Genomic DNA, 19,536 nt, shown 5'->3' with positions numbered 1-19,536 from the left:
GTGCCGGGTTCAGACGCGGGTGTGGGCCGAGGCGTTGGACGACCACGGGGCGAGCTTGCGGCGCAGGACCTCGAGGACGATCGTGCCGATCACGCCGACGATCGAGGAGCTGATGATCGAGGCGAGCAGCGGCGCGGTCTGGAACGAGTCGCCGTAGTTCTGGATCAGCCCGCCGAGACCCTTGAGGCTGATGTCCATCTCGCCGATGATCACACCGATCAGGGCCTTGGCCAGCGCGATGCGCAGGCCGGCGAAGATGTAGGGCACGGCGTTGGGCATCGCGACGTGGCGAACCACCGACCACTCCCCCGCCCGGTAGACCTTCGCCATGTCGAGCAGGATCGCCGGGGTGGTGCGGGTGCCTTCGGCCGTGTTGATGATGATCGACCACACCGCGAGCAGGAAGGTGATCGTGACCTCGGAGGTGAACCCGATGCCCGTCCAGATCACCACGAGCGGCGTGAGCGCGATCAGCGGCGTGGCCTGGAAGAAGCTGACGTAGGGGTTGAGCACGCGCGACACGGTTTCGCGCCGGCCCATCCACACGCCCACCGCGATGCCGACCACGGCCGAGAGACCGAAGCCCGCCGCGAGTACCTCCATCGCCCGCAGGAAGGCCGCGCCGAGCTCACCGTTGCCGATGATGTCCACAAAGGACGCGGCGACCGCCGACGGGGTGGCCAGCAGGATCGGGTTGACCTGCGCGCCGAAGATCTGCCACACGCCCAGGAACACCACGACCGACGCGACGGGCAGCACCCGCCGGCGGACCTTCGCGTTCCACGGGATCCGGAACTTCCTGGGTGGCGCGGCCGGTGGTCCGGCCCGGTCCGGGGCCGAACTGGCCAAGCTCGTGTCTTCGGTGAGGGACACCGTGACCTCCTCCGGTTGTCAGTTGGAGCCTGGATCCATTCGACATCAAGGATGCGCACAACGACTACCACCGGCCGGTTTTCCCCGGCCGACGGTGTTGCGTCCTGTGTGGAGCTGTCCTGTGTGGTCAGGCGGCGAGCACGCCGGCGCGGCGGCCGAGGTGCACGTAGTGGTCCCAGAGCTTGCCGGGGCGGTGCCCGCCGCGGTCGTAGCTCTCGGCGACCTGCACGATCTCTTCGGGCGTGAGCGGCAGCGGGGTGCCGAGCTGGCGCGCAATGAGGAGCGTGCGGGCGTTCTCCTCGAGGTCGAGGCAGTCCATCAGCAGTTCCTGGATGCGGTTCGCGACCACGACCGTGCCGTGCGAGCGCAGCAGACACGCGCCGGCGTCGCCGAGAGTCTTCGCCACGGCGTCACCCTGCTCGCGCGAGCGGATGTGCGTGGGGTCGGGGTGCACGGCCAGGCCGTCGGGGAACTTGTACGCGAAGTGGCGCATCGGCAGGAACGGGTGGTCGACCATGGTGAAGGTGGTCGACAGCGTGGGGTGGCCGTGGCAGATGAAGTCCACTTCGGGCCGCGCGCGGTAGACACCGGTGTGGATGGCCGTCTCGGCCGGCGGCGGGAGCTCGCCCTCGACGAGGTTGCCGTCCAGGTCCACGACCAGCAGGTCTTCGGGTCGCAGCGCCGCCCGGCTCGCGTCGCGCGGCTGGATGAAGATGCGGTCGTCGGTGCCCGGCACCCGCGCGGAGAGGTGGCCACTGTAGTCGAGGACACCCTTGAACACGAGCAAGCTGGTGCAGGTGACGAGATCGGCCCGTACTCGGTCGGCGACGGTGTCGGCCTGGGAATCGATCATGAAAGCCCTTCCTCTCGGATTGGCGATTGGATCCAGGATAAAGGAAACACTTTCACAGCGGAAGTATCTCCAGGTCGCGAACCGGCCACGGAGTTGCGGCCGGCGTGCGGGGTGGGGCTGTTGCTGCGGGAAGGTTAGGCCTCCGCGCCGCCCGGCGCCATCATCTGAGGTAACGCTTCCGATTTTCCCGATCGAGTCGCGACGGGACAGACGTCAACATGGGAAAGCGCGTCGAGAGCACGATCGCGGCCACCAAGACCACGCACAGTGACCGGCGCGGGCCCGATGGCCGCGAAGTGACCTTTGTGGACAGTGAGGCTCAGGTGGTGCGCGCGAACTCGCCGATAAGCCGGGCCAGCTCGGCCGGCCGGTCGAGCGGCAGCAGGGTGAAGCTGTCATCCACTTCGGACAGTTGTGCCTTCGGCAGTAGCCCGGCCAGCCGTCGCCCGTGTTCCGGTGGCATCACGCGGTCCTCGCTCGCCCACACCACCAGCGCGGGACGGTCGAACTCTGGCAGGTGCGCCGCGGCTTCGACGAGGATCCCGGGTTCGGCCGCCGCGGCCCGCAGCACGCGGACGGTGTCGCGGCGGATCCCGGACTCTTTCAGCAGGGGCCGCAGCCACCGGACCACGGCCGCGTCGCCCCGTTTCGTGAGCCACCCGAACGCGATCGGCAAGCGGCGGAGGGCTTTCAGCCGCATCTGCTGCATGAAGGCCCCGAACAACCCCGGCGACAACCGGCCCAGGAGAAACAATGTCTTCCCCGTCAACCCCGGCGGGAAGTTGTCGAACGCGTCGCACGACGCGAGCACCACCCGCCGCACCCGGCCGGCTTCCCCGGCCATCAGCAGTTGCACGAGCGCCCCACCGGTGTCCACGCCGACCAGCGTCACCTCACGAAGATCCAAGTGTGCCAAGAACTCCCCCGCCAGCCGCGCGAGCGCCGGCATCGACAGCTCGGCGTCGGGCCGCATCGCTTTCCGGTGCGCCCCGAGTGGCAACGTCGGCGCGACGCACCGGTACTCCCCCGCGAGGTCCGCGATCGTCTCGGCCCACAGCGACGAGTCCATCAGCAACCCGTGCAGGAACACCAGAACCGGCCCGAGGCCGCCCGTGTCCTCGTACTCGATCGTCCCCGCGGACAGCTCGATCTCGTTCATTCGCCCGCCTCCCCCGCGGACGGATCGCCGAACTCCCCGAACCGTGCTCGCCGACACCACATGCGGACCTCCCGGTCGTTCGCCCCACCAGAAGTGAACCACGTGGTTCGCAAACGCGTCCAGTCCCGCCGCCCCGGGAAACCGCCCGAGCGGCTCACTCTCCCGCTGCTTCCTCCCGCTCCAGCGCCCGCTCCAGCGCCGCGAAGCCCGCGTCGGCTCCGCCGGGATCGTCGCTGGTCAGGCGGTGCACGACGAACCCGCGCAACGTCGCCAGTACGAGCTCGGCCACCTCCCGTTTGCGCTGCTCGGGCCACCGCTGGGGGCAGAACGACACCAGCAGGTTCAGGTACTGCCGCGTCGAACCGCGGCCGAGGTCGGCGTAGCGCTCGGGGTCGTACATGGTGAGCCCCACGGCCTGGTCGAGCACTCGGCGCAGACCGGGGTCCTCGTCACGCAGCGTCTGCCACGCCACGCGCACACGGCCGGCGAGCGTGCGCTGCTTCGCGCCGTCGGACATGGCGGCGAGCGCGTTGCCGATCCGGCGGTCGCGCAACGCGAACACGGCTTGCGCGAGCAGGTCCTCCGCGCCGGCGAAGTGGTAGAGCAGCACCTTGTGCGTGGTACCGGCCGCCCGCGCCGCGCGCCGGAGGGAGAAGTCGACGAGGCCGTTCACGGCGAGGTCGTCCGTCACGCGCGCCAGCAGCTCGCGCCGCCGCGCCTCCCCGCGCGGCGACCCCGCCGACCGCCGATAGCCCGTCCGTTCCGCCGCTTCGTCTTCCACCCCGACAGCTTCCCCGATGGCCGCACGGCGCGCAGCGACCGGCCGCCTACTTGGCGAACGCGGTCAGGAACCGGTCCCGGAAGGTGTCCATGCGCCACACCGGCGCGTTGGCCGCCGGGCGCATGCCGTCGGTCCAGTTCCACGAAGACACCCGGTTCAGCACCGCCGGGTCCTTCGCCACGATGGTGATCGGCACCTGGTGCGTGACCCCGGCCGGCGTGACGACGGGCGGCTGGTGGTCGCCCAGGAACACCAGCACCGTGTTGTCGTGGCCGTAGGTCTCCAAATAGGACGTCAGTGTCGAGAGGGTGTACTGGATCGCCTTGCCGTATGCGTCGCGGATCTGGTTCGGGTCCTTCCACACCTGCTCCGGGTCCTCGCCCATCGCCGGCTGCGGGTCGAAGATCGAGCCGTCGCCGACCTTGTTCCAGTCCACAAGCGACGGACGCGGCGACCACGGCGCGTGGCTCGACACGAAGTCGACCTCGGCCATCACGGGTTTGCGGTTCTGCGCGGCGAGTTCGGTGCGCTGCAGGAAGGACAGCGTGTACTGGTCGGGCATCGTGGCGTACGCATAGCCTGGGCCCTGGTACCCGACGGTGTGGAAGTCGTAGTACTGCTGGAACCCGTAGTACTTGCCTTCCGGCCACGGCATCGTGTGCGCGGGCACGTCCTGGACCGTCTTCCAGCCGGCCTTGCCGAACGCGCGCGTCAGCGAAAGCCGGTTGCTCGCCAGGAGGTCGTTGTAGCGCTGCTGGTTGTCCACCCACGTTCCCGATTGGACGGTCGAGTGCGCGAGCCAGCTGCCGCCGCCGAAGGTCGACGAGTCCAGGAACCCGCTCTTCGCCGCGAACCCGGCCGCCTGCAGGCTCTTCGTCTCCTGATCGAGCTGGATGTCGATGGCCGGGGCGATGTCGGAGCCCTCGATCGCGAAGCGGCCGTAACTCTCCACAAAGGTCAGCAGCACGTCTTTGCCCTTCAACCCCTGCAACAGCTGGTCACCCGGAGTGTTGGCGAAGTGGTCGTCGGCCAGCTGCGCCGCGAAGTCCTGCTTGTCGTGCAGGTCGGTCCCGACCTGCCGGATGTCGTCGAAGGCGAGCGCGGCCGCGCTGCGCGACGCGATCGGCTGCCCGGGCGCGAGCTGCACCCCGAACACCGCCGCGACGATCCACACGACCCCGAGCACCGCCACCACGCGCGTCGACGCCGTGCGCCGCCCGGCCGCCAGGCGCGTGAGCCGCATCGTGGCGAGCGTCGTGAACACGACCACCGCCAGGATCAGCAGCACCACGCCCACCGCGGCGGCGATCGCCCCGGCGCCGCCGACCTCACCACGCAGGAAGTCGAGCCCCGCGCTCACGAAGCTCCAGTCGAAGATCGGGTCGAACGGGCGCGAGAGCACCTCGTTGAACCCCATGTCCACGAGCTTCAGCACCGTCAGCACGCCGAGCACCGCGCCGACCACGCCGGCCAGCACGCGCCGCCACCGCGGCGGCAGCACCAGCGCGAGTGCCGTGACGACCAGCGCCTCCACCGGAATCCGGACGAACGCCGCGGGCGAGAGTTCCCCCAGGTTGTTCGGCGCCACCAACGCGAACAACACGAGCAGGCACGCCAGCACCGTGAGCACCACCGCCGTCACGCGCCGCGCCCGGCTGCGCTCCGGCGGCGCGGGGTCCGGATCCTCCACTCCGGACAGCTCGCGGTCGTCGGTGCGCGTGAAAAGTGACACGGGGTTCCTTTCCGCCCGAAACCGGCACGGCGGCCGGTGCTCCTCTTCGTTACACGGACGGAAACGCCGAGCGGTTCAGCGGGTTGCCCCGGATCACACCGAAGTGAGCCCCTCCCGGCACCGCAGCCCCGGCACCAACACGTGGACCACCGACACCCGGCCGGTGTGGTGCTCGCGGAGGTAGGCCGTCAGTTCCCGCGCGGCGAGGCTGTCCAGGAGCTCGGCCAGCAGCTCCGGCGCCGTACCGGAGAGGTTGTTCTCCCGGAACGGCACGAATTCCGCGGCCTCGGCCAGGGCCGGGTACCGGGCGGCCGGGGTCGCGGCGCGACGGCGCAGCAAGCCGGTCAACGCGTCGGTCAGGGCGCACCGCCGGCTGAACGACACGCCGGCGCCCCAGGCGGCGCGGTCGCCGGCCAGGTAAGCGGGCACGCCGAGCTGGGGCGTGAGGTCGGCGACGCGCACGGGCCCGCCCGCGGCGAGCGACGCGGAGGCGAGCAGGGCGGAAAGGTCCGGGGGCAGGCCGGCCGGGTCGAGCAGCGCCGGGCGGGCACCGGCGAGCATCGACTCGTGGGCGTTGTGGTCGAGCAGGCCGATCAGCGCGCGCACGGTCGCCTCGGGGCTGGTCGTCGCGGCGCCCCACGAAGCGGCGGCCGGCCGGGTGCCGAGCGCTTCGTAGCCCACGACGTCGCCCACGGAGTGGCGCAGCAGCAGGTGCCCGGCTCGGCCGTAGTCGGTGATCGCGAGCACGGCCGGCACGGCGGCGACCGGGCCGAGGCCGGTGGGCATCAGCCGCCGGTACGCGAGCGTGCCGACGGGCAGGTCGGTGTAGCGGGCCAGGGAGCACACGGTCTCGTCGGCAGCCAGCGGGCCCGTCGCCAGCTCAGGCGCCGGCACCGCGCGAACGTCGGCCGGGCGCAGCCAGGCAGCACCGCCGAACCGGCGGGTCAGCGCGTCGAGCACGGCATCACGCTCCGCGGTGGCACCCGCGCCGTAGCCCGGCCCGGCCGAGAGCGCCACGCCGTCGCGCAGCAGGTCACAGCGCCACACGGCGGCGATCCCGCCCGCCACCGGAGTCAGCTTCGCGGTCAGCCCCAGGTCGGCCACCTCGGCCAAAACGTCGTCCATCTTGTTCGCACCAGCTCGTCGTCCGGGGTCCTGAGAAGGACCCACCTGCCCCCTGCCCGCATCAAACTCGATCACCGCCGGTGAGTCGAGCACTTTCCCGCACGCGTGACCGAACGGCCACCACCGCGGGGTGCTCTGCGCGGCCACTGAACGACGACTGAACGCGCCCGGAGTAGTTGATCAGTCCACTCGCGCATGCTGGCAGCATGAACCAGACCCTGCGGACCGGAACCGTGCGTACCCTGCTCTCGGTCTCCGACGCGCTCACGCGCGCGTGCCTCGAAAGCTACTTCGACGGGAAGCCCGAAGTAGCCGTGGTCGACCGCACGCGCCCGATGGGCGCCGAGGTCTCGCTCGTGGTCACCGACCGGTTCACGCCGCGCACGCGCGACATCCTGGAACGCGTCGCCGCGACGCTCGACATCCCGTCCGTGCTGGTCATCGGCCGGCTCGACGACCTGCCGATCACCGAGCTCGCCCAGCACCGCGTGGTCACGATCCTGGACAAGACGACCAGCCGCAGCGAGGCCGTCACGCAGGCCGTGATCGACGCGGCCGGCGCGCACCCGGCGGACCCCGTCGAGCGGCTGAGCACGCAGGTGCGCCGGCTGACGCACGCGGCGGCCCGGCAGAACCGCCTCGACCGCCGCGAGACCGACATCCTGCGCTTCCTCGCCGACGGTCTCTCGGCCGGCGAAGTGGCCAACCAGCTGGGTTACAGCGAGCGCACGGTGAAGAACATCATCAGCAAGATGACCGTCCGGCTGGAGCTGCGCAACCGCGCCCACGCCGTGGCCTACGCGATCCGCGAAGGCCTGATCTGACCGCTCACGCGCCTGGCGGCGACACCACGCGCGAGTCCGGGTCGCCGAGGCGCAGCCGCACGTCGTCGGCGGCGGGCATGCCGAACGCGTCGAGCACGTGGAGCGCCTCGCGCCACGCCTTCTCCGCGCCTTCCGGGTCGCCCGCCGCGTTGAGCGCGTCGCCAAGCGCCACGAGGGAGTCGGACTCGTCGGAGCGGTTCCCGAGCTCGCGGTAGTAGGTCACGGCGCGGCGCCACGCGTCGATCGCCTGGTCGAGGTGCCCGAGCGAGCCGTACGCCGTGGCCAGCGTGCTCCAGCAGTTGCCCTCGCCGTTGCGGTCGCCGATGTCCTCGTACAGCTTCATCGCCCGCAGGATCAGCGGCACGGCCTCGGCGTTGCCGCCCATCTCGCTCAGGCAGCGGCCGATGCCTTCCAGTCCGATGGCCTCGCCCTTGACGTTGCCGCTGGCCCGGTAGAGCTCGAACGCGCGCTCGTGGTGCTCCAGGGCCGCGTTGAACCGGCCCAGCTTGGCGAACACCGTGCCGAAGTTGCTGTGCACGTAGGCCTGATCGGCCGCCAAACCCAGCTGTTCGAACAGCTCCGCGGTGCGGTTGAGGTGCTCCAGCGCTTCGTCGTAGCGCTCGACGAAGTGGTAGGCGCCCGCGAGGCTGCGGTGCACGTTGGCCTGCGCCGCCAGGTCTCCGGTGCCGACGGCGACGCGCAACGCGAGCTCCGCCTGCGTGACCCAGTCGTGGTAGAGGGCGCTGCGCTGGTAGTACGGCTGCAGGCTCAGCACCAGCTTGCACACGTTGCCGGCCAGGCGCGGCACTCCGGCGATCTGCCGGATCAGCAGTGTCAACGCGGGCAGCTCGGCCTCGAACCACTCCATCGCCTCGCCGTAGCCCCGCGCGAGGTCGGCGGTCACGCCCGGCTCCAGCACGGGCGGGTCGATCGGCAGCTGGTGCGGGTTCAGCGCGAGGTACGCGCCGTGGGTGCTGCACAGGTAGTGGTTCACCAGCCGCGCGAGGGCGTCGGCCTGTTCGTCGGCCGGGTCGGTCTGCTCGCGCAGCTCCATCGCGTACGAGCGCACGAGGTCGTGGGCGAGGTAGCGCCCCGGGCGGTGCTCGCTGAGGTAGCGGATGCGCGTGAGCTCTTCGAGCAGGTCCTGCGCCTGCGGCAGGGGCACCCCGGCGAGGCTCGCGGCCGCCGCGGTCGAGAAGTCGGCGCCGCGGTGCAGCGACAGCAGGCGGAACAGCCGCGCCGCACCGGGTTCGAGTACGCGGTAGGACCAAGAGAACACCGTGCGCACGTCGCCCGCGCTGTCGCCGCGGAACGCCTCCAGCGTCCCCTGGGTGGCGCGCAGCTTCGCGGTGATGTCGGCGAGCGAGAACTGCGGGTGCGTCCGGGCGCGCGCGGCGACGATCGCCAACGCGAGCGGCAGCCGGCCGCACAGCTCGATGATCTCCTCCACGGCCTCGGGTTCGGCCGCCACCTTCTCCTCGCCGAGCCGGCGCACGAGCGTCTCGCGGGCTTCCGACGACGAGAGCGTGTCGAGCGTCAGCACGTCGGCGTCCTCGGTGGCGACCAGGGCGCTGAGGCGGTTGCGGCTGGTCACGATCACGGCCGACCCGGCGCTGCCCGGCAGCAGCGGCCGGACCTGCTCGGAGTCTCGGACGTTGTCGAGCACCACCAGCATCTGGCGCCCGGCGAGCAGGCTGCGGTAGAGACCGCTGCGCGCGTCGAGACCCGAGGGCGCCTGCGTGGCCTCGATGCCGAGCACGTCGAGGAATCCGCGCAGCGCGTCGGCCGGGTCAACGGTGGCACCCGTGGGGTCGAAACCGCGCATGTTGACGTAGAGCTGCCCGTCGGGGAAGCGCTCGGCGACCTGGTGCGCGAGGTGGATGGCCAGCGAGGTCTTGCCGGTGCCGGCCAGCCCGTCGATCACCGCGACGGTGACGCGCCGGCGCTCGGCGGCGCAGTCGAACAACCCGGCGAGCCGGGTGAGCTGGTCGCGGCGGCCGGTGAACGTCGGCAGGTCCGGCGGCAGCTGCGCCGGGCGCACCACGGGCCGGGCCTGCGGCGCGCGGACCGCGGGCACCTCCTCGGCCTGCTGCGTCAGCACGTCGTGCTGCATGCGCGTGAGCTCCGCGCCGGGCTCGACGCCGAGCTCGTCGACCAGCCGCTTGCGGATCTCGCGGTACACCTCGAGCGCCGCGGCCCGGCGCCCGACCGAGTCCAGCGCGAGCATGAGCCGGGCGTGCACGGTCTCGTTGAAGGGATCGGCTTTCACGGCCCGCTCCAGGTGCAGCAGCAACGGCTGCAGCGGGCGCCCGGCCGCGTGGGCGACGTCGGCGGCCTCGACGACCGTGGCCAGGCCCTCCTGGTCGATGCCGGCCAGCAGCGCGCGGGCGCGCCCGGGCATCATCAGCCCGGCCGCGCACGGACCGCGCCACAGGGCGAGGGCGGCGTTGAACTCGGCGAGCGCGTCGTCGGCGTTCTCTGCGCGCCGCGCTCGCTGCACGCGGGCGCGGAACTCGACGAGGTCGGAGGAGGCGGCGTCGACCTGCAGGCCGTAGCCGCCGGGGTGGCGCACGAGCCAGTGGCCGGGCGAACGCGCGGGCAGGTCGGGCTCGACGAGCCGGCGAAGGGCGCCGACGTAGCGCTGGATCACGTTCACGGCGCTGGCCGGCGGCTGGTCGTCCCACAGCTGGCCCACGAGCTCGTCGACCCCGGTCGGCTGGCCGGCGCGCGCGAGCAGCACCGCCAGGAGCAGGTTCTGCGCCGGCGACCCGATCGCGAGCTCGTGGCCACCGCGCCAGGCGCGCAGCGGTCCCAGCAGCTCGAACCGGACCCCGACGGGGGCACCGGGTTCGCTCACCGGTTCCTCCCTCGCTCACCGGTTGCGGGCACGTCTCCTGTTGAGCGTAGCGCCCGTTACAGCGCGGGTCCGCGAGAGCGCCCTGCCGACAGGACAACGGTCCCGCAGGTAGGACGTGGGACGATCACGGCCAGGTCACCGCCGGGCAAACAGTTCTCCTTGGTACAAAAGCGATTGTGCGTGCGGTTGTACGGCGTGTGTACGACCGCGCCGGAGCCTGGGAGCACTTTCGGCAGCCGCCCCGTGATCGCGGGGACGGCCCCCAGGACGGAGACCGACAGTGAATCTGAGACGTGTCGCACGAGGACTGCTCATGGCAGTGGCCGGGGCGACGGCGTTCGCCGCGGCGGCCGTGGTGCCGGGCGCGACCCCCGCCGCGTCGGCCGACGCGGCCAGCACGGTGGTGTACCAGGCCGGCACCGGCGGCTACTCGTGCTTCCGCATCCCCGCCATCGTCAAGGCCAACAACGGCGACCTGCTCGCCTTCGCCGAGGGCCGCAAGAACAGCTGCGCCGACACCGGCGACATCGACCTGGTCATGAAGCGCCAGGCCAAGGGCAGCTCCACGTGGGGCCCGCTGCAGATCGTGATCCAGGGCTTCGGCGATGTGAAGGGCAACCCCACGCCCGTCGTCGTGCCGCCGACCGTGGACGAACCCAACGGCCGCGTGGTGCTGCTGTCGGTGATGCAGTGCGTCGCCCCGCACGCCGCGTGCGGCCGCGTTCCCCGCGTGAGCGTCAGCAAGGACAACGGCTCCACGTGGGCCGCGCCTCAGGTGCTCACCACGCAGCTCGGCTTCGCGGCGGCGCCGGGCTGGCTCGCGACCGGGCCGTCGCACGCTTCGGTGCTCACCCGCAGTGCCCACAAGGGGCGTCTGGTCGCCGGCATGAGCTACCAGGTCAACAGCTCCGCGCCCGACACGGGCGCGATCATCTACAGCGACGACCGCGGTGCGACCTGGCACCGCGGCGCCACCGACGCGAGCACGAACAACAGCACCCTCAACCCGCAGGAGATCAGCCTCACCGAGCTGCCCGACGGCAAGATCTACGCCTCCGCGCGCAACAACGCCGGGACGATGTGTTCCACCGTCGAGCGGGCGTACGCGATCAGCTCCGACGGCGGGCTGACGTTCAGCCAGAAGTTCGTGACCGAGCCGGGTCTGGCGAAGACGCCCGACGTGCAGGGGTCCACGCTCGCGATGAGCGCCACCGACACCGGCGGCGCCTACACGCGGCTGATCTTCGCCGGGCCGTCGGTGTGCGACCACCGCCACGCGCTGCGCATCCGCTCGTCGTTCGACGAGGGCGGCAGCTGGTTGGGTGACACCGACGGGTTCCTGGTGTGGAGCCAGGACGCGGCGTACTCCGACCTCGTCTCGCTCGGCACCGGTTCGGCCGGCGTGCTGTTGGAGGGCGGCCCGCAGGGCAACTCCAGCGCGGCGATCCGCTGGGCGAAGTTCACCGACGCGGACCTGGGCGCGCCCGCGTGCGGCTCGGGCTACGGCGTGATCGACCAGGGCTCGCTCGGCACCGCTGGGACGGTGTACTTGTCCTACAACGCGTCCACCGGCAAGAACTGCGTGAGCACGATGAAGAACTCCGGCGCGGGCACGCCGTCGCAGACCACCGCGTACCTGCAGGTGCAGGGCGGGACGAAGCAGACGGACTCCGGCTCGTTTTCCCGGTTCGCCGGGCCGGTCACGGCTTCGGCGGCCGGCAAGTGCGTGACGTGGGGCGGCTCGGTCGGCACCGTGAAGTTCGACGCGCCGCTGGGGCACTGCGGCTGACTTCGCGTGCCGCCGCTGACGCGGCGCCACCGAAAAAGGGGCTGAGGGTGGTCGTGGTGACCACCCTCAGCCCCTGTGTCTTGCTCGGTGTCAGCGCTCTTCGCGGAAGTCCACGTGCTCGCGGACGACCGGGTCGTACTTGCGCAGGACCATCCGGTCCGGGTCGTTGCGGCGGTTCTTGGTCACCACATACGTGTAACCCGTGCCGGCGGTGGAACGCAGCTTGATCACCGGGCGCAATACGCTCTTCGCCATCGGTTCTCACCCCTTCCTGCTCGTGGCGGTCGCCGGGTTCCTCCGGCTTCCGCAGCAGGTGTAACAGTGGGAGGGCACGGAAAAGTCCCGGCGGGCAGTGGCCGGGGTCACGCCGCCGGGCGACCGTCCACTTCGGACGCGTACGGTGGAGTTCGTGGAGCCGATCACCGTCACGTCGCCCGGCGGGTGACGCGCGGCGTGCTCGCGCAGTGGTGGCGCGACCTCGTGTTCGCGCACTGGCCGGTGGACCCGGCGACCGTCGCACCGCTGTTGCCCGAGGGCACGCGGCCCGACACGGCCGACGGCGTCACCTACGTCGGGCTCGTGCCGTTCCGGATGGATCGGGTGCGGCCGCTGGGCGGGCCCGCGGTGCCGTACTTCGGGAGCTTCTGCGAGACGAACGTCCGGCTGTACTCCGTGGACGCGGCCGGGCGCCGGGGCGTGGTGTTCCGCTCGCTCGACGCCGCCCGGCTCGTGCCCGCGCTGGCTGGGCGGCTCGCGTTCTCGCTGCCGTACCGGTGGTCGTCGATGAGCCTGCGCCGCGACGGCGACGTGCTCGCCTACGAATGCCGGCGCCGGTCCGGGCGGGGTTCGAGCCGGCTGGTGGTGCGGGCCGGCGCGCGGATCGAGCGGGCGTCGGAGCTGGAGACGTTCCTGACCGCGCGGTGGGGGCTGCACGTGACGTGGCACGGGCGGACGTTGTACGTGCCCAACGACCACTCCGAGTGACCGCTGCACCGCGCGTCGCTGCTGGAGCTGCGCGACGACCTGGTGGGGCTGGGCGGGGTCGCGGTGGCGGGCGAGCCGGTGAGCGTGCTGTATTCGCCGGGGGTGCCGGCGCGGTTCGGGGCGCCGTTCGGGGCGTGAGTGCGTCAGTGGGTGCAGGCGGCGCAGGCTTGTGTCGCGGGTGCGGGTACGGGGTCGGGTTCGATGGGGGCCAGGGGCCGCCGAGGCTGGGGTACAGCGGCCGCGCGGCACGGCTGGCACTCGCTGACGATCGGCACGGGTTCGACGGTCGCTCGTTTCGGCAGGGCGTGCTGGTCGGGCGCGGGCCGTACGCGCGGCAGAACCTCGGCGACCGCGCGCAGCTCCTCTGCGAGCCGCGCCTGCGTGCGGACGGCGCGCGCTGTGCGCAGGGCGGGGCGGCGGCGCAGCACCAGCAGCGCCGCGGCGAACGGCCCGCCTGCCAAGGGCAGACCGGCGATCACCATCGCGAACAGTCCCATCACCGACCCCAGAGGTGCGCGGACACCGGCACCGTGACCGCTCGCCTCGGCGGTCCGTCCCCCGTGCTTCGCGGGGTAGTCGATGCTAGCGCCGGTTGCCACATGGCCAACAGGATCACCACCCGGCCGTGGTGGCGTCCGCCTCGTGAACGTCACTTGACATGGTGAGCGAGATTCGTCACGCCCGTGTCGCCATTGCCCGGTCGACCACCAAGCCGTGGTACGAACGACCCTTTTCGCGCGGTGCCCGATCTTCTACATAAGCGCGCAGACGGGACCGAAAAGAGAAGTGTGTCTGTCCTACGCTGGGGGAGGTCGTGCTAACGTCCGCACTAGCGCGCAGATGCACGTGCGGATGCCCGAGCTGGCAACGGAAAGCGGGGATGATGAACCACCGAGCGGCCCGGCCACCCTGCGACGTCGAATCCGGCCTGCGCGCCCTCATCGCCCGCGGCTACCAGTTCGTGCACCCGAGCGACGCCACCGGCGCCGTCCTCGCGGTCGTCGGCGTCCGCGTCCACGGCGACGTCGTGGACGTCTTCCGCCTCGACGCCGAGGACGACGCCACCGCCACCCGCATGCCGGCGGACGAGGAAAACGTTTTCACGCCGAGCACCTGGCTCTGGCGCACCAGCGGCCCCGCCACCCGCGTGCTGGCCGATCTCCTCGCCCTCCCCGACGAAACCACCCCCGCTGTGTCGGGCGGCTGCTGGGTCCCGGTCCGCCCGGGCACGGCGAAGTGGCTCGCCGCAAGCTGACCCGCCTCACCAGCTACTGACGACAGGCGCGGCTCCGGGTTTGCTGCGCCTTCTGGCCCGCGCGGTCGTTTGACGTGACCTCGCCAGGCACCGACGCCCGAGAACTGGTGAGACGGCCCGCCCGAACCGACCCCAGCCCCCTGCCGCGTGCCCGGCGGCAAGCGGCTTCGCCGCGAACCGGCCTGGTACACCGACTCCCGCCGGCCTGCGAAGTGGCTTGCCGCGAGTTCACCCATCGCCTGCCCCGCCCGTGGACCGGTTCGTGACGAACCGACCCGGTCCCCGTGACCGTCGGCGGAGTGACTCGCGAAAGCCAACCCCTGCTCGCCGGCGCGTCCCGGCGGTGAAGCGGCTGCCCGCGAACCGACCCAGCTCCCCCAGCAGCCACGCCCCTCCCCCAGATCTCACCTGATCACAACCCCGCCAGCACCTCCGCCTCCTCGGCTGCCGACAGGCCCGAGCGCCGGTCGCGGTCCAGGCCCAGCTCGTGTTCGCGCGCCAGGGCGCCCGCGACGGCGTCGGCGAGGGGACGGACGTCCAGGCCCGCCGCCAGCGACGGGGCCGGGTCGTGGGAGGCGAGGCCGGCGTAGGTGGGTGGGAGCCACAGCGGCAGGGAACGTGGACCGGACCACGGGGCGACGCCGGCGGTTTCCAGCTGGGTATCCGTGGCGGGCACGAACTCGACGTCGGTTCCGACGGCCGCGGCGATGTCCGCGAGCAGCTTGTCCAGGTCGACCGCGGGCCCGATCCCGTCGAAGGTGCCGCCCATTCCCGTCTCGAACGCGGTGACGATCCAGGCCGCGAGGTCGCGCACGTCGATGTACTGCGCGAGCCGGTCGGAGGCGGGCACGAGCACGCGCCCGCCGCGGGCGAAGCGGCCGGGCCAGTAGCCGAAGCGGTCGCTGCCGTCGCCGGGGCCGGTGATCAGGCCGGGCCGCACCACGAAGGCGCGCTCCTCCAGCGCGGCGCGCACGGCGTTCTCGCCGGCCACCTTGATGCCGCCGTACAGCCCGGTGCCGCCTTCCGCGGTCAGGTCGTCGCGGGTCGCGTGGCGCGGCAGCGAGTCCACCAGTGGGCCGGTCGCCGGGGTCTGGCCGGGCGTCGCCTCGTCGGCGTAGACGTTGATCGTCGAGACGAACGTCCAGTGCGCCACGCGGTCCGCGAGCGCCGCCAGCGCCCGCTGCACCCACGGGAACGACATCGGCGCCACGTCCACCACGGCGTCGAAATCGGGTAGCGAAGCCAATCCGTCCGGATCGTCCCGGTCCACCTTGATCAGCCGCGCACCGTCGGGCACTGTCCCCGACTCGCCGCGCGCCGCGCACACGACCTCGTGACCCCGTCGCAGCGCCTCCGCCGCGACGGCCCGTCCGACGAACACCGTCCCACCCAGCACGAGAAGTCTCATGCCCTCACCCTGGCGCGCCCGCCGCGGCGCCACCACCGGTCTCGCGGAGGGCGAACGCACGCCTCAGCCCAGCACCCGCTCCGCCGCCGGCGCCGCCTGCGTGCGGCTGCCCACCTGAAGCTTCGCGAGCAGTTGCCCGCGTGGACCTTGACCGTGCGTTCCGCCAGGCCGAGCTCGGCGGCGATGTCCCGATTGGACAGTCCGCGGCCGAGCAACGCCAGCACGTCGCGTTCGCGCGGGGTGAACGGTTCGGCCGGCACCCCGAGCTCCGCGGCGACGGCCGCGCTGACGGCGGTCATCCCCGCGTGCGCCGCGCGGACGGCGGCGGCCAGCTCTTCGCCCGTGGAGTCCTTGAGCACGAACCCGTCCGCGCCCTCGGCCAGGGCGCGGCGAATGTCGCTCGCCCGCCCGATCGTCGTCAGCATCACCACGCGCGGGCCGGGCGCGCGCACCCGCAGCCGCCGCAGCAAGGTCTCGACCTGGTCGGTGAGGCCGCCGAAGAACTGGAACGTGCGCGCGTCGGCCACCCGCAGCAGGGCGTACCCGCCGGCGAGCACCAGCACGAGCACGACGGCGAGCGAGATCGTCCAGCGGCGGGCCCGCCGGACAGGTGGGGACGGATCATGCGCGCCACCCGGCCCGCGCGCCGGAAGCGGCGGAGGTACTAGTCCCTCAGGCGATCACCGAGCCGGCAGTACCGGTGATCGCGAGTCCGGAGTAGAACGACAGGGGTGATCACCGAAATCGCGATCGTCGACGTGAAACCGGGCGCCGGCGACGAATTCGCCGCCGCGTACGCGAAAGCCCACGAGCTGCTCGCGACCACGCCCGGCTGCCGCAGTGCGCGGATGATGCGCAGTGAAGAGAGCCCGGACCGCTTCGTCGGCGTCGTCGAGTGGGAGTCGAAGCAGCACCACCTGGAGCACTTCCGGGGCACCGACCGCTACGCGGCGTACGGCGCGTTGCTCGGGCCCTACCTCGCCGCGCCGCCTCGGGTGGAGCACTTCGAGGCCGTCTGACGGGTCAGGCGCTGCGGCGGGACCGGACGCCGGCTGCCCGCGCGATCATCCCGGCCAGGTCGGCGACCGGGGCCGGGTCGTCGGGCAGCTGGCCCACGGCGACGCGGATGTGCGGCGCGCCGGAGCGGCCGGTGAAACACCGGCTGCCCGCGCCGACGGAAACACCGTGCGCGGCCAGCGTGACCAAAGTGCGGGTTTCCTCGGGCACCGGCACCCACAGCGTGAGCCCGTCGCCCACGGCCACGTCGAGGCCGTGGTCGCGCAGGGCCTCGGCGAGCACCGCCCGGCGACCCGCGTAGCGCCGGCGCGCGCGGTGGACCAGCGCGTCCGTGGCGGTGTCGGTGAGCAGGAACGCCTGCGCGTCCTGCAGCACCCGGCTGGACCACGCGGTGCCGAACGCCCGGTGTGCGCGCACTCGCTCCACGAGCGCGGCCGAGCCGCCGAGCACGCAGCTGCGCAGCTCGGTGCCGAAGGCCGTGCAATACGACCGCACCAGCAGCACCTGCCCGGGCAGGTGCGTGCCCAGGCTCGCCCCCGCCGAGGCGGCGAGCGGGCCGAAGTCGTCGGCCTCGATCACGGCCGCGTCGGTACGCGCGAGCACGGCGGCGAGCTCGGCGACGCGAGCGGCGGACACGGTGTGGCCCAGCGGGTTCTGCGCGCGCGGCTGGTAGACGAAGGCGACGGGCCGGTGCGCCAGCGCGGCTTCGAGCGCGTCGGCGCGCGGGCCGGTTTCGTCGCAGCGCACCGGAACCACGTGGATGCGCGCCGCGCGCAGGTGCCGCAGCAGCCACGGCGCGGTGGGTTCCTCGACCGCGACCACGTCGCCGGGCCGGGCCACCGCCCGGCACGCCAACGCCACGCCTTCCTGACCACCGGCGGCGACCGTCCAAGCTTCCGCCGCGAACGGCCACTCCGGCTTCACCGCGGCCCGCAGCCGGGAGCTAATCGGTTCCTTCGCCGCCGGCCGCTCCGCCCGCACCCCGGCGGCCACCGCGTCCTCCAGCGGCGGCAGCAGCGCGGGATCGGGTGAGCCGTGCTCCAGGTCCACCGACTGCCAGCCCGGGAACATCTGCGCGGGCGGGAGCCCGGCGGGCGGGGCCAGCACTGTCGTGCCACGCCTGCGGCCGGTGCCGATCAGCCCGGCCGCGCGCAGCTGCGCCCACGCCTCCGCGATCGTCGTGGGACTCACCGACAGCTCGGCCGCGAGCGCGCGCACGGTCGGCAGCCGCGTGCCGGGCAGTACCTCACCGTCGCGGATGAGGCCCGACACCGCGCCCGCGATGCCGCGCGCCGTGCGTTCGCCGATCCGCACGGCGAGCCAGCCGAGCCCGACCGGCGCCGTCGTCGCGAGTTCGCCCGAGGCCACGCACCGGCTCCCCTCATTCGGTGAGAAATCGATCTGTCGGGCTCAAAAGCTAGGCCGCTTGCACCCCGCCGCAAAGCGGTTTCACATCCTGGTCGGCCCTGGCAAAGGCGGTACAAAACCGCAGCTTCGCCCACCTGTGCGCATATTCCTTCGGTGACCGAATGAACTCTCCGGAACCGGTTCCACCGATTCGGCCACCGGATCAGACCACTGGTACGTCCACACCGGACCGGACCCGAGAGTGTTTGCGAGATCGCCCGGCCGGGTACTCCGGAACCATCGGTCCCCAAACGAACAGCTGGAGAATCCATGATCGTGCTCGGAGTCATCCTGCTCGTCGTCGGTTTCATCACCGGCATCTCGATCCTGTGGACGATCGGCATCGTCCTGCTGGTCATCGGTGCGGTCCTGGCCATCCTGGGCGGAACCGGCCGCAAGGTCGGCGGCCGCGCGCACTGGTACTGAGCCACTGGGTCACCGGGCCACTTTGTTACCGGGCCACTTGTTTGAACCGCCGGAAAACGGGTAGCCACCCGGCTTCGCGAAAGGAGCGGTCGTGAACGACAAAATGCAGAACAAGGCCGATGAATTGAAGGGCCGCGCCAAAGAAGCGCTCGGAAACGCCACCGGAAACGAGCAGTGGCAGACCGAGGGCAAGGCGGACCAGACCAAGGGTGCGCTCAAGCAGGCCGGCGAGAAGGTCAAGGACGCGGTCGACGGGCTGAAGAACAAGGGCTGACACGCGGGTGAACGAGCGCCGCCGGGTCCCGCCCGGCGGCGCTCGCGCGTCCCGGAAGGTGAGGCGCCCCAAGGGAAATCGCCCCCGAACGAGTGAGATCACGGTCTCACAAAACCGAGGATTGAACCGAAGGGTGAGAGGGTAGCCGTGGGACGCCGCCCGTCCCGACCGGCGCGGCCACGATCGCGGTGTGGCTGACCGCCCGACCAGGGAGAATCGCCATGACGACCTCACTCACCCCCGAGATCACCGAAAAGGCGCCCGCGAAACTCGCCGGACGCTCCGAATTCCCGCGTGCGGCACCGGCTCCGGCCGCGCCCGCACTGGACGCCGGCGCACCGGGCGCCACCGCGCCGGACCTCACCGGCGTGCACACAACTGCCCCGGACACGAACACCGACACCGGGGGATCCGGCTCTCAGCTCCACCGCCTCGCGGCCATGGCTTCGCTGCAGGACTGGATCCGGCGCAGCAGCCCGCGTCTCATGCACGAAGCCGTTCTCGCCGGCGAAGGCCCCGCCGAGGTCGCCGCGGCCGCGCGGCTGTCGATTGCCCAAGCGCACCTCACCTGGAACACGTGGGCCACCCGCCGGCTGGCCTCCCCCGCGCCCGGCGACGCCCTTCCGCTTCGCCAGTACCTGCGCGTGCACACCGCCTTCGCCCGGGCGCTGAACGACGCCTGATCATTCGGTCACCGAACCGGTCGCCGGCCCCGAGATTGCCCCGCACTGCACCGAACGGGGTACAGCCGGGCGAGACGGACGCGGCTTGG

General features: G+C 72.0%; 20 protein-coding genes. 8 read left to right on the top strand and 12 right to left on the bottom strand.

Annotated features, from left to right (window positions below):
• Positions 1-9: 9 nt before the first annotated feature.
• The 6 genes from AB0M56_RS15175 to AB0M56_RS15150 all read right to left on the bottom strand — a co-directional run bounded on the left by AB0M56_RS15175 (position 10) and on the right by AB0M56_RS15150 (position 6,523).
• Positions 10-873: an ABC transporter permease gene (locus AB0M56_RS15175; protein WP_364175612.1), complete on the bottom strand. Its 864-nt coding sequence runs from the start codon at positions 871-873 to the stop codon at positions 10-12.
• A gap of 127 nt (positions 874-1,000) precedes the next feature.
• Positions 1,001-1,726 carry a class II aldolase/adducin family protein gene (locus tag AB0M56_RS15170; RefSeq protein ID WP_364175609.1) on the bottom strand — a complete coding sequence of 242 codons (726 nt, stop codon included), beginning with the start codon at positions 1,724-1,726 and terminating at the stop codon, positions 1,001-1,003.
• A 319-nt stretch (positions 1,727-2,045) separates the two neighbouring features.
• Positions 2,046-2,885 carry an alpha/beta hydrolase gene (locus AB0M56_RS15165; RefSeq protein ID WP_364175606.1) on the bottom strand — a complete coding sequence of 280 codons (840 nt, stop codon included), beginning with the start codon at positions 2,883-2,885 and terminating at the stop codon, positions 2,046-2,048.
• A 154-nt stretch (positions 2,886-3,039) separates the two neighbouring features.
• Positions 3,040-3,666 (bottom strand): TetR/AcrR family transcriptional regulator, encoded by a 627-nt coding sequence (locus tag AB0M56_RS15160; protein ID WP_364175603.1) that lies wholly within the window; start codon positions 3,664-3,666, stop codon positions 3,040-3,042.
• Positions 3,667-3,712: 46 nt separating this feature from the next.
• The gene (locus AB0M56_RS15155; RefSeq protein WP_364175724.1) at positions 3,713-5,356 is read right to left on the bottom strand and encodes a sulfatase-like hydrolase/transferase; all 1,644 of its coding nucleotides are present in this window, start codon (positions 5,354-5,356) and stop codon (positions 3,713-3,715) included.
• 135 nt (positions 5,357-5,491) lie between these two features.
• Entirely contained in the window at positions 5,492-6,523 is a 1,032-nt protein-coding gene (locus AB0M56_RS15150) for a YcaO-like family protein (RefSeq protein ID WP_364175600.1), read from the bottom strand.
• 206 nt (positions 6,524-6,729) lie between these two features.
• Here AB0M56_RS15150 and AB0M56_RS15145 point away from each other — a divergent pair, with 206 nt between their 5' ends.
• Positions 6,730-7,347: a LuxR C-terminal-related transcriptional regulator gene (locus AB0M56_RS15145; RefSeq protein WP_220239241.1), complete on the top strand. Its 618-nt coding sequence runs from the start codon at positions 6,730-6,732 to the stop codon at positions 7,345-7,347.
• 4 nt (positions 7,348-7,351) lie between these two features.
• On the opposite strand, the gene AB0M56_RS15140 is transcribed toward AB0M56_RS15145, so the two are convergent.
• Positions 7,352-10,204 (bottom strand): BTAD domain-containing putative transcriptional regulator, encoded by a 2,853-nt coding sequence (locus AB0M56_RS15140; protein WP_364175595.1) that lies wholly within the window; start codon positions 10,202-10,204, stop codon positions 7,352-7,354.
• Between the two features lie 313 nt (positions 10,205-10,517).
• On the opposite strand from AB0M56_RS15140, the gene AB0M56_RS15135 reads away from it, so the two are divergent.
• Positions 10,518-11,993, top strand: coding sequence for a sialidase family protein (locus AB0M56_RS15135; RefSeq protein ID WP_364175592.1), 1,476 nt, complete (start codon positions 10,518-10,520; stop codon positions 11,991-11,993).
• 90 nt (positions 11,994-12,083) lie between these two features.
• Here the strand turns inward: AB0M56_RS15135 and rpmG are convergent, their stop codons facing one another.
• Positions 12,084-12,248, bottom strand: coding sequence for a 50S ribosomal protein L33 (rpmG, locus tag AB0M56_RS15130; RefSeq protein ID WP_220239238.1), 165 nt, complete (start codon positions 12,246-12,248; stop codon positions 12,084-12,086).
• A gap of 186 nt (positions 12,249-12,434) precedes the next feature.
• Between rpmG and AB0M56_RS15125 the strand changes: the two genes are divergently transcribed.
• Entirely contained in the window at positions 12,435-12,977 is a 543-nt protein-coding gene (locus AB0M56_RS15125; RefSeq protein ID WP_364175591.1) for a DUF2071 domain-containing protein, read from the top strand.
• Positions 12,978-13,120: 143 nt separating this feature from the next.
• On the opposite strand, the gene AB0M56_RS15120 is transcribed toward AB0M56_RS15125, so the two are convergent.
• Positions 13,121-13,474, bottom strand: a complete 354-nt coding sequence (locus tag AB0M56_RS15120) for a hypothetical protein (protein WP_364175588.1) — start codon at positions 13,472-13,474, stop codon at positions 13,121-13,123.
• A 383-nt stretch (positions 13,475-13,857) separates the two neighbouring features.
• On the opposite strand from AB0M56_RS15120, the gene AB0M56_RS15115 reads away from it, so the two are divergent.
• The gene (locus AB0M56_RS15115) at positions 13,858-14,232 is read left to right on the top strand and encodes a hypothetical protein (RefSeq protein WP_364175586.1); all 375 of its coding nucleotides are present in this window, start codon (positions 13,858-13,860) and stop codon (positions 14,230-14,232) included.
• Between the two features lie 412 nt (positions 14,233-14,644).
• Here AB0M56_RS15115 and AB0M56_RS15110 read toward each other — a convergent pair whose 3' ends face one another.
• Both AB0M56_RS15110 and AB0M56_RS15105 read right to left on the bottom strand, forming a co-directional pair.
• Positions 14,645-15,640 carry an NAD-dependent epimerase/dehydratase family protein gene (locus AB0M56_RS15110; protein ID WP_364175583.1) on the bottom strand — a complete coding sequence of 332 codons (996 nt, stop codon included), beginning with the start codon at positions 15,638-15,640 and terminating at the stop codon, positions 14,645-14,647.
• On the bottom strand, positions 15,637-16,209 hold the full coding sequence (locus tag AB0M56_RS15105; protein ID WP_364175581.1) for a response regulator transcription factor: 573 nt from the start codon (positions 16,207-16,209) through the stop codon (positions 15,637-15,639). Before AB0M56_RS15105 ends, AB0M56_RS15110 begins: the two co-directional genes overlap by 4 nt.
• 162 nt (positions 16,210-16,371) lie before the next feature.
• Between AB0M56_RS15105 and AB0M56_RS15100 the strand changes: the two genes are divergently transcribed.
• Entirely contained in the window at positions 16,372-16,659 is a 288-nt protein-coding gene (locus tag AB0M56_RS15100; protein ID WP_364175578.1) for a putative quinol monooxygenase, read from the top strand.
• Between the two features lie 4 nt (positions 16,660-16,663).
• Here AB0M56_RS15100 and AB0M56_RS15095 read toward each other — a convergent pair whose 3' ends face one another.
• Positions 16,664-18,025: a PLP-dependent aminotransferase family protein gene (locus tag AB0M56_RS15095; protein ID WP_364175575.1), complete on the bottom strand. Its 1,362-nt coding sequence runs from the start codon at positions 18,023-18,025 to the stop codon at positions 16,664-16,666.
• Between the two features lie 309 nt (positions 18,026-18,334).
• Between AB0M56_RS15095 and AB0M56_RS15090 the strand changes: the two genes are divergently transcribed.
• The 3 genes from AB0M56_RS15090 to AB0M56_RS15080 all read left to right on the top strand — a co-directional run bounded on the left by AB0M56_RS15090 (position 18,335) and on the right by AB0M56_RS15080 (position 19,447).
• Positions 18,335-18,490: a hypothetical protein gene (locus tag AB0M56_RS15090; RefSeq protein ID WP_326834498.1), complete on the top strand. Its 156-nt coding sequence runs from the start codon at positions 18,335-18,337 to the stop codon at positions 18,488-18,490.
• A gap of 91 nt (positions 18,491-18,581) precedes the next feature.
• Positions 18,582-18,764, top strand: coding sequence for a CsbD family protein (locus tag AB0M56_RS15085; protein ID WP_364175572.1), 183 nt, complete (start codon positions 18,582-18,584; stop codon positions 18,762-18,764).
• A gap of 221 nt (positions 18,765-18,985) precedes the next feature.
• Positions 18,986-19,447: a hypothetical protein gene (locus AB0M56_RS15080; RefSeq protein ID WP_364175570.1), complete on the top strand. Its 462-nt coding sequence runs from the start codon at positions 18,986-18,988 to the stop codon at positions 19,445-19,447.
• The last annotated feature ends 89 nt before the right edge of the window (positions 19,448-19,536 follow it).

The sequence above is a fragment of the Amycolatopsis sp. NPDC051372 genome, assembly GCF_040682095.1.
Classification (GTDB): Bacteria; Actinomycetota; Actinomycetes; order Mycobacteriales; family Pseudonocardiaceae; genus Amycolatopsis.
The sequence above is the reverse complement of the archived record's forward strand: the minus strand, read 5'-3'. Positions and strand labels throughout refer to the sequence as shown.